Below are 14,397 nucleotides of genomic sequence, written 5' to 3'. Positions count from 1 at the left end.
TCCAGTCGACTGGCGACGCCGCATGGCCGCAGGGAGAGATTCCCCGGGCAAACCGGGGATTCCGGTTCAATAGGTGCAGCCGGACACCAAGTGGAGGAGAAAATGAAGAAACTTCTTTTGGGCGTCGCGCTTTCGGCGCTGATGTGTTCATCCGCCTTCGCCGCCAAGATCGGCGTTTCGATGGCTCTTTTCGACGACAACTTCCTCACCGTGCTGCGCAACGGCATGATCGCGCAGGCCAAGGGCATGGATGGCGTCGAGCTGCAGGTCGAGGACGCGCAGAACGACGTCGCCAAGCAGCTCGACCAAATCAAGAACTTCGCCGCCTCGGGCGTCGACGCCATCATCGTCAATCCGGTCGACACCTCGGCCACGCAGGCGATGTCGGACGCTGCCGCCGCGGCCAAGATCCCGCTGGTCTATGTCAACCGCGAGCCGGTCAATGTCGACAAGCTTCCCGACAACCAGGCCTTCGTCGCCTCGAACGAAGCCGATTCCGGCACGCTCGAGACCAAGGAGGTCTGCCGCCTGTTCAAGGAAGCCGGCAAGAAGGAAGCCAATGTCTATGTGATCATGGGCGAGCTTTCCAACCAAGCCGCGGTGCAGCGCACCAAGGACATCGACGAGGTCATCGCCACGCCGGACTGCAGCTTCATCAAGATCATCGACAAGCAGACCTCGAACTGGAAGCGTGACGAGGCGCAGAACCTGATGACCAACTGGCTGTCGTCCGGCAAGGCCTTCGACGGCGTCATCGCCAACAACGACGAAAGCGCCATCGGCGCCATCCAGGCGATGAAGGCCGCCAATATCGACATGAAGTCGGTCGTGGTCGGCGGAGTCGACGCCACCCAGGACGCGCTGGTGGCCATGCAGGCCGGCGATCTCGATGCGACGGTCTTCCAGGACGCCGCCGGCCAGGGCGCCGGCGCGCTCGACGCCGCGCTCAAGCTCGCCAAGGGCGAGAAGGTGGACAAGAAGGTCTACATCCCGTTCCAGCTCGTGACACCGGCGAACATCGACAAGTTCTTGAAGAAGAACTGAGGCGCCTCGATACGGGGCGGCGCGTCCAATCGGAACAAGCGCGCCGCTCCGCCTTTCCTCCCGCCCGCGCGGGAGGCCGGACAGCTGCGCCCGACGGAGGAAGAAGACGTGTCACAGACATCGCATGGCATTGGCGGGCTGAGCTACGACGCCAAGAAGCGCCCGTGGCCGGCCGAGTTCAACGTGTTCCTGGCCCTGGTCATCCTGGTCGCCGCCTTCGAGCTGGTCGGCCGCGTCTTCCTCGGCGACAGCTTCCTGTTCAACACCCGCGAGAATGTTTCCGGGCTCTTCAACGAGCAGCGCCTGCAGATCATCATCCTGCAGGTCTCGATTGTCGGCATCATCGCCATCGGCGTCACCCAGGTCATCATCTGCGGCGGCATCGACCTGTCCTCGGGCTCGATCGTCGGCGCCACCGCCATGATCGCCATGAGTTTCGCCCAGGTCGCGACCGTCAACGGCAATCCCAATCCCAAGGCGATGTTCATCAATTATGGCTGGACCGACCTGCCGGTCATCGTGCCGCTGCTGGTTGCTGTCGGCTGCGGCCTGATCGCCGGCCTGATCAACGGCCTCTTGATCGCCTACACCCGCATCCCACCCTTCATTGCCACGCTGGGCATGATGGTCACCGCCCGCGGCATCGCCAAATGGTGGTCGAAGGGCCAGCCGATCTCGTTTCCGACCGACAGCTTCGCGGCCATCGGCAAGGGGCTGATGCCGGTCGTCATCTTCATCTCGTTGGCGATCCTGTTCCAGCTCATCCTGACCTACACGAAATACGGCAAGCACTGTTACGCCATCGGCTCGAACGAGGACGCCGCGCGCATGTCGGGCATCAAGATCGCCAATCACAAGGTGCTGGTCTACGCGATCGCCGGCATCTTGGCCGCGATCGCCGCGGTGGTGCTGTCGTCCAAGAACCTCACCGCCCAGGCCGGCATGGGCGTCATGTACGAGCTCGACGCCATCGCCATGGCGGTCATCGGCGGCGTTTCGCTGTCGGGTGGCCGCGGCTCGATCATCGGCACCGTGATCGGCTCGCTGATCTTCGGCGTCATCATTTCCGGCTTCACCTTCCTGCGCCTCGACGCCTACTATCAGGAGATGGTCAAGGGCGTGATCATCGTCGGCGCGGTCGTTCTCGATCAATGGCGCCAGCGCCGCCGCGCGATAGGAGCTTGACCATGTCCGATATCGTTCTGAAAACCGAAAACCTCACCAAGCATTATGGCGGCGTGCACGCGCTGCAGGAGGCGAATTTCGAGCTGCGCAAGGGCGAGCATGTCGCCATCATGGGCGACAACGGCGCCGGCAAGTCGACCTTCGTGCGCCAGATCACCGGCGTCGAGCAGCGCACCAGTGGCAAGATCTGGTTCGACGGCAAGGAGGTGAACTTCGCCGGCCCGATCGAGGCGCGCGAGGCAGGCATCGAGACTGTGTTCCAGAACCTCGCTCTGGCTGATGATCTCGACGTGCCGTCGAACCTGTTCCTCGGCCGCGAGAAGGTGCTGTTCAACCTCGGCCCCTTCTCCATCCTCGACCGCAAGGCGATGCGCAAGGCCACCGAGGCAGCGCTTGTCCGCACGGCGGTGAAGATTCCTAACCTTTCCAGCACCATCCGCCACATGTCGGGCGGCCAGCGCCAGTGCGTGGCGATCGCCAGGACGGCGACCTTCGCCTCCAAGCTGATCATCATGGACGAGCCGACCGCGGCGCTCGGCGTGCAGGAGACCGCGCAGGTCGAAAACATCATCCGCACGCTGAAGGAGAACGGCGAGCCGTTGATCCTGGTCAGCCACAACATGCGCCAGGTGTTTGACCTGGTCGACCGCATCGTCGTCTTCCGCCGCGGGCGTATCGTCGCCAATTTGCGCAAGCAGGACACCGATGGCAACGACATCGTCGCCTACATCACCGGCGCCAAGACCGGCCAGGCGGAACTGCAGGCCGCCTGACGGCGTCCGACGAACCAATCGTCCGCGCCGCAAGGCGCGGATAGGCCTACAAACCCACCCTCGAAGGACATTCCATGACACTCCGCTTCGCTCTCCTCGGCGCCGGCCGCATCGGCAAGGTGCATGCCCGCGCCGTCGCTTCCAACCCGCAGGCAAAACTCGTCGCCGTGGCCGATGCCTTCGAGAAAGCGGCGACCGAGCTGGCCTCTGCCTATGGCGCCGAAGTGCGCAGCATCGATGCCATCGAAAAGGCCAAGGACATCGACGCCGTCATCATCTGCACGCCGACCGACACCCATGCCGACCTGATCGAGCGCTTCGCCAAGGCCGGCAAGGCGATCTTCTGCGAGAAGCCGATCGACCTCTCCGTCGAGCGCGTCGAAAAATGCCTGGCGGTGGTCGAGAAGACCGGCGCCACGCTGATGGTCGGCTTCAACCGCCGCTTCGACCCGCATTTCGCCGCCGTGCGCAAGGCGATCGACGACGGCGCCATCGGCACGGTCGAGATGGTCACCATCACGTCCCGCGATCCGGGCGCTCCGCCGCTCGATTACATCGCCCGCTCCGGCGGCATTTTCCGCGACATGACCATCCACGATTTCGACATGGCGCGCTTCCTGCTCGGCGAGGAGCCGGTCGCGGTCAGCGCCCACGCCTCGGTGCTGGTCGACAAGAAGATCGGCGAAGCCGGCGATTTCGATTCGGTCAGCGTCATCCTCGAAACCGCGTCCGGCAGGCAGGCCGTCATTTCCAACTCACGCCGCGCCACCTATGGCTATGACCAGCGCATCGAGGTGCATGGCTCGAAAGGCATGGTCGCCGCCGAGAACCAGCGGCCGGTCTCGATCGAGCTCGCCAACGACAAGGGCTACACCCGCCCGCCGCTACACGACTTCTTCATGACCCGCTACATCGATGCCTATGCCAATGAGATCGCCTCCTTCATCGCCGCGGCGACTGCCGGCAAGAAGGCGGCGCCGAGCGGCAAGGACGGACTGATCGCGCTGAAGCTGGCCGACGCGGCTTTGGAGTCGGCGAAAACGGGGAAGACCGTCCGCGTCGATTAGTCCGGTTGGGCGAACGCTTTGAAGGATGGTCGGTTTGTTGGTCTGCAAGGGTGGCGATTAGCCGGAACATCCATCGCGTCGTCATCCACGGGCGGAGCAAGGAGCGAAGCGACGCGCGCATACCCGAGGATCCATGCCGTTACATCGGAGCGGTGTGCAACGGTCCAGAAATTCTGCTCCGCCGCTTTCTTCGGCCGGGGTCACGGCATGGATCCTAGGGTCTCCGCAACGGAGCTACGCTCCTGCTTCGCCCTAGGATGACGAAGTCGGGCCGCTTCGGCCAAGTTATCAACGTGGGCCAAGGCACCGGGAAACCGAACGGAACGTCAATGAATCTCGAAAATCCATTGGTCATTCAAAACACAGGAGCACAGCGATGAGCGGTTTGGCCGGTCGCAATTCAGAAACACGCGCCATCGTCACCGGCGGCGCGCAGGGCATCGGCTTCGCCGTCGCGGAAGCGCTTGCAGACGAGGGCTGCCGCGCGCTCGCGCTGATCGGCCGCTCGCAGGAAAAGGGCGACAAGGCGGTGGCAGTGCTGAAGAAAAACGGCGTCGACGCCATCTTCATCAGCGCCGATGTCGCCAAGGTCGCCGACTGCAAGCGCGCGGTCGCGACGGCGCTTGAGCATTTCGGAACCTTGAACGCGCTGGTCAACGCCGCCGCCACGTCCGCGCGGGGGTCGTTAGTGGAGACCACCGAAGAACTCTTCAACCAGATCTTCGACACCAATGTCCGCGGCCCCTTCTTCCTGATGCAGGGCCTTGTCGCGCATCTGCTGGAGCGCAAGGCGCCCGGCTCGATCGTCAACGTGCTGTCGATGTCGGCGCATGCCGGCCAGTCCTTCCTCACGCCCTATTCGACCAGCAAAGGTGCGCTGATGACGCTGACCAAGAATGTCGCCAGCGCCTACCGGAAGAACCGCATCCGCTGCAACGCCGTGCTGCCGGGATGGATGGACACCGAGGGCGAGGCGATCGTGCAGAAGAAATGGCACGGAGCGTCGGATGACTGGCTGGAGAAGGCAGAGGCAGCGCAGCCGATGGGCCAGCTGGTCAAGCCGGCGCAGCTAGCCCGGCTGATCACCTATATGCTGAGCCCTCAGGCCGGCGTCATGACCGGCTCCCTCGTCGATTATGATCAGAACATAGCCGGCGTGATTGGGGAGTAGTGACAACCGCCCTCGCATCGACTATATGAGCCGCATGATCCACCTGACCGCCTCGTTTTGGTACTTTAGCTACGGTAGCTCGCTGGCGGCGGGAGGATTGCGCTCGATCTGAAAAACTCCAGATCAAAATCCGACAAGCCGCCAGACCTGGCGGCTTTTTTGTTTCAAGCCGGCAGGTCTCCTAAATCAGGAGCAGAAAGCCGTGTTGACCACCACAGACGACCTTCGGGTCACCGAAATCAGAGCCTTGAGCACGCCGGACGAGGTGATGCGCGAGATACCGCGCTCGCTCACCGCGACGCGCACCGTTGCCGCCTCGCGCAACACCATTCATTCGATCCTGACCGGGGCCGACGATCGACTGCTTGTCATCGTCGGCCCTTGTTCCATCCACGATCCGGTCGCGGCCGTTGACTATGCCAGCCGTCTGGCGGCGCTGCGCGAGACCCTGGCCGACCGGCTCGAGATCGTCATGCGCGTCTATTTCGAGAAGCCGCGCACCACGCTCGGCTGGAAGGGGCTGATCAACGATCCCGATCTCGACGGCAGCTTCAACATCGAGAAGGGCTTGCGCATGGCGCGCAACGTGCTGTCGGCCGTCAACAATCTCGGCCTGCCGGCGGCGACCGAGTTCCTCGACATGACCATCCCACAATACATCGCCGACCTCGTCGCCTGGGGCGCCATCGGCGCGCGCACGACCGAAAGCCAGATCCATCGCGAGCTGGCATCGGGCCTCTCCTGCCCGGTTGGCTTCAAGAATGGCACCGACGGCAATCTCAGGATCGCCGGCGAAGCGGTGAAGTCGGCAGCCCAGCCGCATCATTTCATGGCGGTGACCAAGGGCGGCCGCAGTGCGATCGCGGCCACCACGGGCAATGAGGATTGCCATGTGATCCTGCGCGGCGGCATTCAGCCGAACTACGATGCCGCAAGCGTCGATGCCGCCGCCGCCGAGCTCGGCCGCATCGGCATCGCTCCGCGGCTGATGATCGATGTCAGCCACGCCAACAGCGCCAAGAAGCCGGAGAACCAGCCGAAGGTGGCGCATGACGTTGCCGGTCAGGTCGCAGCCGGCGACGAGCGCATCATCGGCGTCATGATCGAGAGCAATCTCGTCGCCGGCCGCCAGGACGTCGTGCCCGGCAAGCCGCTTACCTACGGCCAGAGCATCACCGACGGCTGCATCGACTGGGCGACCACCGAGACCGTGCTTCACGGCCTTGCCGGCGCCGTCGAATGGCGCCGGTCCGTGAAGCGCGAGTTGCTCGCCAGCCGCCAGGGCGCGGCATAAGCCGAATGCAGAGGGCGGCGGTCAGGCCGCCCTCAACCCTTCCCAGGCGGTGAAGATCGATACCCCGAACAGCAACAACCCTGCTGCGCGGCCTGCGAATATGGTCGCTCGCGGATTGTCGACCAGCAGCCCCCGGCTGCGGCCCGCTGTAACGGCGAGCCCGCCATAGATCGCCGCCTGTGTGGCGACCGTCAGCAATCCCATGATCGTCGCCTGCATCCAGATCGGACCGTAAGCCGGCTTCAGGAATTGCGGATAGACGGCAAGGATGAAGAGATAGGCCTTCGGATTGATCAGGCAGGTGACCAGGCCCTGGCGGAACGCCTGCCAGGCCGAGCGGCTGCCGGCTGGCCCGTCATCGCCGACGGTGATCGAGCTGCGCATCAGCGAAATGCCGATATAGGCCATATAGGCGGCGCCGACGATAAGCAGCGGCGTGAACAGCACCGGCACGAAATGCATGAGCAGGCCGACCCCGATCGCCCCGTTCAGCGTGTGCACCGCGCCGCCGAGCATGATGCCTGCGGTCGCGGCCAGGCCACGGTTGCTGCCGCCGGTCAGCGCGTTGGCCAGCACGAACAGCATATCCATGCCCGGAACGGCGATGATGCCGAACAGAAGCACGAAGAACAGCCAGAGGTTTTCGCCATAGCTCATGTCAGTTGCCTGTCGCTTCGCCCGCCGGGGCAAAAAGGAATCTGTTGATTTTTGAAGTGCGTAGGCGGCCCTATAGGTCACGCCAACTGACGGGGATGTGTCAGTTGCGTTTCGGTCGGGTGGAAAAATGCGCAAGGCCTCGCGCCTGTTCGAGATCATCCAGATCCTGCGTCTGGCCAGAAAACCGGTGACCGCAGCTGCGATGGCCGGACAACTGGAGGTGACGGTGCGCTCGGTCTATCGCGACATCGCCGCCCTGCAGGCGATGCGCGTGCCGATCGAGGGCGGACGGGGCATCGGCTACATATTGCGCCCCGGCTTCGACCTGCCGCCGCTGATGTTTTCCATCGAGGAGATGGAAGCGATCGTGCTGTCGCTGGCGCTGCTCGAACGCACCGGTGACGACGAGCTGAAGCAGGCGGCAAAACGCGTCGGCGCCAAGATCGCCGGCGCCGTGCCGTCGCCCTTGCGGCAGACGCTCGACGCCAATGCGCTTCATGCCTGGGGTTTTGCGGCGCCTTCAGCTTCCGCCGTCGACCTTGCGCAGGTCCGCCGCGCCATCCGCGACGAGGAGAAGCTCGCTCTCTCCTACCGCGACGAGGCGGGACGGGCGAGCGAGCGCATCATCCGTCCGGTCGCGCTGATCTATTATGCCGAGACCGCCAACATCGTCGCCTGGTGCGAGTTGCGCCAGGCGATCCGCAATTTCCGCAGCGACCGCATCGAGGACTGCCGGCCAACGAACCTGTGGTTCAAGGGCGAGGGCGACCGGCTGCGGCAGGTCTGGGTCGACGGCTGGGAGATCAATGCCGCGGCCACCGGCGGCAACTGACGCGCGCCTTGGCTTCAGGGCACGATGCCGCGACAGGCCCAGGCGACATTGGCGAAGGATCGCGGGCCGTCGGGCCGGCCGGCCTGATAGGCATCGCGCATGGCGGCCTCGACGCGCTGCCGCTCGGCCGTATCCAGAGTGGTGATGTATTTGCCGAGCGGGCCTTCTCCGGCGCCGATCGGCGCCCAGAGGTCGTCGAAATCCGCGTAGTCCATGCGGATCATCAGCTCGGCCTCGGTGACTTCGACGAGACCCTGCTCGACAAAGGTCCGCTTCATCTCGCCCGGCTGCATCATCGGCTGGAAGCAGTAGCGGCTGCGCATTTGGCGTCCGCTTTCGCTGAGCGCCGCCATAGTGTCGATCATCATGCGCATCCCGGTCATGCCGCCGTAATGGTCCCAGACCACTGCCGCGACTATGCCGCCTGGTCGCACCACGCGGCGCATCTCGGCCACCGCCTTGCCGGCCTCCGGCACGAAATGCAGCACCAGCAGCGCCAGCGCGCGGTCGAATGCATTGTCCGCGAAAGGCAGCGCCGTGGCATCGGCCTGGCTGATGGTGATGCGCGGATCGGTGTTTTTCTCCTTCGTCGCCGCCACGAAGACCGGGGAAAAATCGATGGCCTGGATCTCGGCAAGATCGGCCGATTTCGCCAGCTCGAAGGTCAGGCTCCCGGTGCCGCAGCCGACATCCAGGATTGTCTCGCCGGGGGCAAGCCCGGCGAAATCGATGAATTTGGGCGCGAGCCTTTGGCTCCAGCGCCCCATGAGTTGCTCATAACCGGATGCTGCATGGACGGTGAAGGTGGACGTCATCGGAACCTCCCTTTCATCAGCTTAAGCTAAACGACGGCGCAACTGCTGCATAGTCGCCGGGCAATCTGCAACATCGGCAGCAAGGTAGCCGACCGGATCGGCGGTTATGTAGGTGATTTCACGCCCGCCACGCTCTCCCGCTCCACCAGCGGGCACTCCAATTTGGTGATGGGATAGCGGCCGCGGCCGGGCGTCGGCGGGGTTTCCAACTGCTCGATCGCCCATTGGCCCATCGCCAGATGCGGCAGGATCGAAGTGGTCAGCGGCGGGAAGAGATGACGGGCGATCTCCTCGTCGTCATAGCCGACCACGGAGATGTCCCGCGGGATATGCAGGCCGGCTTCCTTCAGCGCCTCGTAGCAGCCGATCGCGGTGCGGTCGTTCTGGCAGAAGATCGCGGTGGGCCGCTCCTTGAGTCCAAGCAGTTTCACCGTCGCGGCGTAGCCGGCGCTGGCCGACCAGTCGCCCTCGACCACCAGTTCGGGATCGAAGGGGATGTCGGCGGTAGCGAGGGCACGACGGTAGCCCTTGAGCCGATCCTGCGCGGCTTGCATCCACGGTTCGCCGGTGATGGTGGCGATGCGGCGATGGCCATGCGCGATCAGGTGCCTTGTCGCGCTCTGGCCGCCGGCGATCTCGGAGGGAACCACGGCCGGGAAGGCATAGTCGGCGGTGTAGCAGTTGAGCAGGACGACCGGGATGTCGAGGCTGTAGAGGAAATCCGGCGCCGTGATCTCGCGCGTGAAGATGGTCATATAGATCAGCGCCGAGATGCCCCGCCGCGTCAGCGCTGAAATCGCGCGCGGCTCCATCACCGCGTCGCCCATGGTCTGCGCAACCAAGAGCACGTTGCCGGCGTTCCACGAGGCCTGCCGCGCGCCCTCGATGGCGACCACCGCCTCGGGGCTGGTGGCGAGCTGGTCGACCGCGAAGCCGATGACGCCGTCCAGGCCCTCGAACGGCGTCACCGGCGGCCTGAGCGCCGAGAAGACCGGCGGCGAATAGCCCAGCGCCCGCGCCGCCTCGATCACCCGGTCGCGTGTCTGCTGCGACAGCCTGATGCCCGGCGAATTGTTGAGCACGAACGAGACCGTCGCCTGCGAGCAGCCGGCGGCGCGCGCAATGTCGGTCATGGTCACGCGCCCCTTCGGCTTGGCCGCCGGCTTGCGGCGCCTGGAAGCCCCGGGAGGATCGCGCAGGTCCGTCGGTTCGCTCATGGTCGTTTCCCAAACCCAGCCGGCTCTAAATCAAAGGCGGCGGCAACGGCAAGATGGTCGAGGCCGCTGCGTTTACCGACATGCGCCAACTAATATGTATTAGCAGGCATGACATGCAAATCGCTGGCTACGCCGCTTTGCGACGAAACCGGTCAGACAAGGTCAGCAATGCTGACAATTCGGCCATTTTCCGCGCGGCTGCAGACTTTGTAGCGCTCGCCCTCCTTACTCCCGGCACGTCCTTCGACCAGCGTCTCCTCCGCGTCGAAAGTGCGCCTCGCGGCTTCATAACTAATAGTCTTTACTAATAGCGGCAAGCGTTCTACTGTCAACTCGCCGTGGCTGTCCGGGCATCCGTTCGGCGCGGCAGGTGCGAGGGACGCTCGCTCGAAACCCGGCTTTTATCGCCGGTCTGGGCCTGCATCCGTTTCCACGAAATGTCGGACAAATCGGACTATTTACGAACGCCACATGAGTGTCTAGTGTCTCGACCGCGGCCCGATCGGCACCGTTCTTAAGTCGGCGGACCTTTGCGCCAGACCCTTGAGGAGGAGGGTTGTCCGGACCGCGGCCAGACATCGGCGACGAGTTCTACAGTCAGGTTCTACAAGGGAGGTTGAACTATGAAATCCATGATCCGTAACGCATCTGTCGCCGCGGCGGCCCTGCTCATCGGACTTGCGGCCACGGCGGTTACCCGCGCGGACGACAAGCCGACGCTGGCCTTCGTCGTCAACGGCGCGTCAGACTTCTGGAAGGCGGCGGAAGCCGGCGTTAAGAAGGCGCAGGGCGAACTGCCCGACTATAATCTCGAGCTGAAGTATCCCGAACAGTCCTCGGTCGCCATCCAGCAGCGGCTGATGGATGACTTGGTGACGGCTGGCGTCAAGGGCATCATGGTCTCGGCCGTCGATCCCAAGACCTCGACCGACGGGCTGAACAAGATCGCGTCCGAAACCGCGCTGTTCACCACCGACTCCGACGCGCCGCAGACCAAGCGCGTCGCCTATATCGGCTCGTCCAACGTCGATGCCGGCAAGCAGGCGGCCGAGATCGCCAAGAAGGCGATGCCGGACGGCGGCAAGTGCCTCGGCTTCGTCGGCCTGCTCGGCGCCGACAACGCTAAGGAGCGCATCCAGGGCATGAAGGACGGGCTCGCCGGCAGCAAGATCGAGCTGGTCGACGTGCGCGGCGACGATATCGACCAGGCGCGCGCCAAGAAGAATGTCGAGGACGCGCTGGTTGCCAGCCCAGACATCACCTGCATGGTCGGCTTCTATTCCTACAACACGCCGCGCATCTATGAAGCGCTGCGCGACGCCGGCAAGCTCGGCCAGATCACCGTCGTCGGCTTCGACGACGATCCGATCACGCTGGGCGGCGTCAAGGAAGGCACTGTTGCCGCGACCGTGGTGCAGCAGCCCTTCGAATGGGCCTATCAGGGCATGAAGCTGATGGCTTCCTACCTCAAGGGCGACAAGTCGGGCATCCCGGCCAACGGCTTGATCATCATCCCGACCAAGATCATCGGCAAGGATGATGTCGACGCCTACGCCGCCAACCTCAAGGCGATGCAGGGCAAGTAAGCCCAAGACAGGTGCGCCGGCTCAAGGGATTCCTTGAGCCGGCGTTCGTATTGACGGACCCGCCAAGGCCGGTCAGTCTGTGGCCCACCGGCTGCTGTCAGGCGCGATGACCTCTACCGACACCACTCACCCAGACACCGCTCCGTTCCTGAGCCTCGAGGCCGTGCGCAAGACCTATCCGGGCGTTGTCGCGCTGGACCGGTTCTCGATGGAGGTCCGGCCCGGCGAGGTCATCGGCCTTGTCGGCGAAAACGGCGCCGGCAAATCGACGCTGATGAAGATCCTCGGCGGCGTGACGCGGCCGGACAGCGGCACCATCACCGTCGATGGCGTCGCGCATGACGGGCTGACCGTCGAGCAGAGCATCGGCTCCGGCATCGCTTTCGTGCACCAGGAATTGAATCTCTTCGAAAATCTCGACGTCGCCGCCAACATCTTCTTCGGCCGCGAGCCGCTGAAGGCCGGGCCGTTGAGGCTGGTCGACCGCGCCAGGCTGCGCGAAATGGTGGCGCCGCTGTTGAAGCGTGTCGGCGCCAATTTCTCGGCCGACGCGCCGGTCGCGTCGCTGTCGCTCGCCCAGCAGCAGATGGTCGAGATCGCCAAGGCGCTGTCGATCAGGGCCCGCCTTGTGATCCTCGACGAGCCGACCTCCAGCCTGCCGATGGCGGAAACCGAAAAACTGCTCGACGTCATCAAGGGGCTGAAGGCGCAAGGCATCAGCGTCATCTTCATTTCGCATCGGCTGCACGAGATCGAGCGCGTCGCCGACCGCGTCGTGGTGCTGCGCGACGGGACGCTGGCCGGCACGCTGGCGAAGGACCGGATCAATCACGACGAGATGGTCAGGCTGATGATCGGCCGCATGCTGAAGGAGCGCGAGAAGGCGGGCGAAGCCACGCGCGCGCCGGGCAGTGTGGCGCTGTCGGCCGACGCGATCCGCACCAGCACCTATCCGGACCGGCCGGTCAGCATCGAGCTGAGGCGCGCGGAGATACTCGGCCTTGCGGGCCTTGTCGGCTCCGGCCGCACCGAGCTCGCGCGCGTGCTGTTCGGCATTGACGAGCGGCTGGGCGGCAGCGTCACGCTCGACGGCAAGCCGCTCAATGTCGGCTCGGCCGCCGACGCGGTAGCGACCGGCATCTTCCTCGTGCCGGAAGACCGCAAGCTCACCGGCATATTGCTCGATCTCTCGATCGCCCAGAACATCTCGCTGCCCAACCTGCCGGCGCATGCCAGGCGTTCGCTGGTCTCGGCCGGCGCCGAGCTTGCGACGGCGGAAAAGCAGAAGAAGAACCTGGGCATCAAGGCGCCCTCGGTCTTGACCCGCACAGGCACGCTTTCGGGCGGCAACCAGCAGAAGGTGGTCCTCGCCAAATGGCTGGCGATGAACCCCAAGGTTATGATCCTGGACGAGCCGACGCGTGGCATCGATATCGGCGCCAAGGCCGAAATCTACGGACTGATGCGGGCGCTGGCAGATGCCGGCGTCGCGGTGCTGATGATCTCCAGCGACATGGAAGAGGTGATCGGCGTCTCGGACCGCATCGCGGTCATGCATGAGGGGCAGATCTCCGGCATCCTCGACAAGGACGATTTCAGCCAGGAGAACGTGCTCTTGCTGGCGGTCGGCAAGAAGCCGAAACTGCTGCAAGCGGCGGGAGGAGTTGAATGAGCAAGAAAGATCTCGGCCTGCTGATCCTGATCCTGGTGGTCGGCGCGGTGGTGACGGCCATTAATCCGCGCTTCCTGTCGGCGATCAATCTCGCCAACACCTCCAACCTCGTCGCGCTGTTCGGCATCCTGTCGATCGGTCAGGCCTTCGTCATCATCACCGGCGGCATCGAATTGTCGGTCGGCTCGCTGATCGCGCTGCTCGGCACCCTGTTCATCGACTTCATCGCTGTCCGCGAACTGGACTGGCCGCTGGCCTTCGTGGTGATCATCGTGCTCGGCGCCGTCATCGGCTTCGTGCATGGCTGGCTGATCACAAGGCTGAAATTGCAGCCCTTCGTGGTGACGCTGTGCGGCCTCTTGATCTATCGCGGCGTGGCGCGTTTCTACACCGCCGATGGTACGGCGGGCTTTGCCTTCGGGCAGAATTTCCCGACGCTCGAATTCCTGACCGCGGGCCGCTCCTACGGCTTGCCGAACTCCTTCATCGCACTGATCGTCATTGCCATTGTCATGTGGGTGGTGCTGCACCGCTCGGTGTTCGGCCGCTATCTCTACGCCATCGGCAAGAACGAGGAGGCGGCGAAATATTCCGGCATCCGCACCGGCCGGATCATCATCGCGGCCTATGTCATCTGCGGCGTGCTGACGGCGCTGTCGGCGATCTATTTCGCCATGTACACGCGCTCGATCTCGCCGGCGAGCCACGGCCAGTTCTATGAACTCTACGCCATCGCCGCGGCGGTGCTCGGCGGCTTCTCGCTGCGCGGCGGCGAGGGCTCGCTGGTCGGAGTCCTGCTCGGAACTGTGCTGCTGCAGGAACTGCAGAACCTCGTCAACCTGCTCGGCATCCCCTCATCGCTCAATTTCGCGGTAATGGGCGGCGTCATCCTGATCGGCGTGCTGGTCGACCAGCAATGGGGCGTCTTCCGCGCCCGGCGCCGCATGATCGAAGCGACGCGCCAGAACGTTGCCGGCGCGCCGGCGGAGTAATCTCGCTCTTCGGACAACGGCCTGATTGGATCGATGCTCGCGGATGAGACGCCGGGCGCGTGCGGATTCGTCGACGAATTGCAACAACCCGT

The 14,397-nt window shown here is 64.3% G+C and carries 13 protein-coding genes; 10 read left to right on the top strand and 3 right to left on the bottom strand.

Going from position 1 to position 14,397, the window contains the following annotated elements; translation table 11 throughout:
• The first annotated feature begins 102 nt into the window (after positions 1 to 102).
• The 6 genes from EJ072_RS13200 (at position 103) to EJ072_RS13175 (ending at position 6,534) form a co-directional block, all read left to right on the top strand.
• On the top strand, positions 103 to 1,044 hold the full coding sequence (locus tag EJ072_RS13200) for a sugar ABC transporter substrate-binding protein (RefSeq protein ID WP_126080081.1): 942 nt from the start codon (positions 103 to 105) through the stop codon (positions 1,042 to 1,044).
• 108 nt (positions 1,045 to 1,152) lie between these two features.
• The gene (locus EJ072_RS13195) at positions 1,153 to 2,229 is read left to right on the top strand and encodes an ABC transporter permease (protein WP_126080080.1); all 1,077 of its coding nucleotides are present in this window, start codon (positions 1,153 to 1,155) and stop codon (positions 2,227 to 2,229) included.
• A gap of 2 nt (positions 2,230 to 2,231) precedes the next feature.
• Positions 2,232 to 3,002, top strand: coding sequence for an ATP-binding cassette domain-containing protein (locus EJ072_RS13190; protein ID WP_042637543.1), 771 nt, complete (start codon positions 2,232 to 2,234; stop codon positions 3,000 to 3,002).
• A gap of 74 nt (positions 3,003 to 3,076) precedes the next feature.
• Positions 3,077 to 4,069, top strand: a complete 993-nt coding sequence (gene iolG / locus EJ072_RS13185) for an inositol 2-dehydrogenase (protein WP_126063304.1) — start codon at positions 3,077 to 3,079, stop codon at positions 4,067 to 4,069.
• 376 nt (positions 4,070 to 4,445) lie between these two features.
• Positions 4,446 to 5,240 (top strand): SDR family oxidoreductase, encoded by a 795-nt coding sequence (locus EJ072_RS13180; RefSeq protein WP_126080079.1) that lies wholly within the window; start codon positions 4,446 to 4,448, stop codon positions 5,238 to 5,240.
• Positions 5,241 to 5,442: 202 nt separating this feature from the next.
• Complete coding sequence (locus EJ072_RS13175; protein WP_126080078.1) at positions 5,443 to 6,534, top strand: 3-deoxy-7-phosphoheptulonate synthase; 1,092 nt, start codon at positions 5,443 to 5,445, stop codon at positions 6,532 to 6,534.
• Between the two features lie 21 nt (positions 6,535 to 6,555).
• Here EJ072_RS13175 and EJ072_RS13170 read toward each other — a convergent pair whose 3' ends face one another.
• Positions 6,556 to 7,191, bottom strand: a complete 636-nt coding sequence (locus EJ072_RS13170) for a LysE family translocator (RefSeq protein ID WP_126080077.1) — start codon at positions 7,189 to 7,191, stop codon at positions 6,556 to 6,558.
• Between the two features lie 127 nt (positions 7,192 to 7,318).
• Between EJ072_RS13170 and EJ072_RS13165 the strand changes: the two genes are divergently transcribed.
• On the top strand, positions 7,319 to 8,023 hold the full coding sequence (locus EJ072_RS13165) for a YafY family protein (protein ID WP_126080076.1): 705 nt from the start codon (positions 7,319 to 7,321) through the stop codon (positions 8,021 to 8,023).
• A 14-nt stretch (positions 8,024 to 8,037) separates the two neighbouring features.
• Here the strand turns inward: EJ072_RS13165 and EJ072_RS13160 are convergent, their stop codons facing one another.
• Positions 8,038 to 8,838 (bottom strand): class I SAM-dependent methyltransferase, encoded by an 801-nt coding sequence (locus EJ072_RS13160; protein WP_126080075.1) that lies wholly within the window; start codon positions 8,836 to 8,838, stop codon positions 8,038 to 8,040.
• Between the two features lie 104 nt (positions 8,839 to 8,942).
• Positions 8,943 to 10,055, bottom strand: coding sequence for a LacI family DNA-binding transcriptional regulator (locus tag EJ072_RS13155; protein WP_189341992.1), 1,113 nt, complete (start codon positions 10,053 to 10,055; stop codon positions 8,943 to 8,945).
• A gap of 623 nt (positions 10,056 to 10,678) precedes the next feature.
• On the opposite strand from EJ072_RS13155, the gene EJ072_RS13150 reads away from it, so the two are divergent.
• The 3 genes from EJ072_RS13150 (at position 10,679) to EJ072_RS13140 (ending at position 14,305) form a co-directional block, all read left to right on the top strand.
• Positions 10,679 to 11,641 carry a sugar-binding protein gene (locus tag EJ072_RS13150; protein WP_126080074.1) on the top strand — a complete coding sequence of 321 codons (963 nt, stop codon included), beginning with the start codon at positions 10,679 to 10,681 and terminating at the stop codon, positions 11,639 to 11,641.
• A 106-nt stretch (positions 11,642 to 11,747) separates the two neighbouring features.
• Entirely contained in the window at positions 11,748 to 13,313 is a 1,566-nt protein-coding gene (locus EJ072_RS13145) for a sugar ABC transporter ATP-binding protein (RefSeq protein WP_126080073.1), read from the top strand.
• Complete coding sequence (locus EJ072_RS13140; protein ID WP_126080072.1) at positions 13,310 to 14,305, top strand: ABC transporter permease; 996 nt, start codon at positions 13,310 to 13,312, stop codon at positions 14,303 to 14,305. Before EJ072_RS13145 ends, EJ072_RS13140 begins: the two co-directional genes overlap by 4 nt.
• The last annotated feature ends 92 nt before the right edge of the window (positions 14,306 to 14,397 follow it).

This window comes from Mesorhizobium sp. M2A.F.Ca.ET.046.03.2.1 (genome assembly GCF_003952425.1).
Taxonomy (GTDB): Bacteria; Pseudomonadota; Alphaproteobacteria; order Rhizobiales; family Rhizobiaceae; genus Mesorhizobium.
The sequence above is the reverse complement of the archived record's forward strand: the minus strand, read 5'-3'. Positions and strand labels throughout refer to the sequence as shown.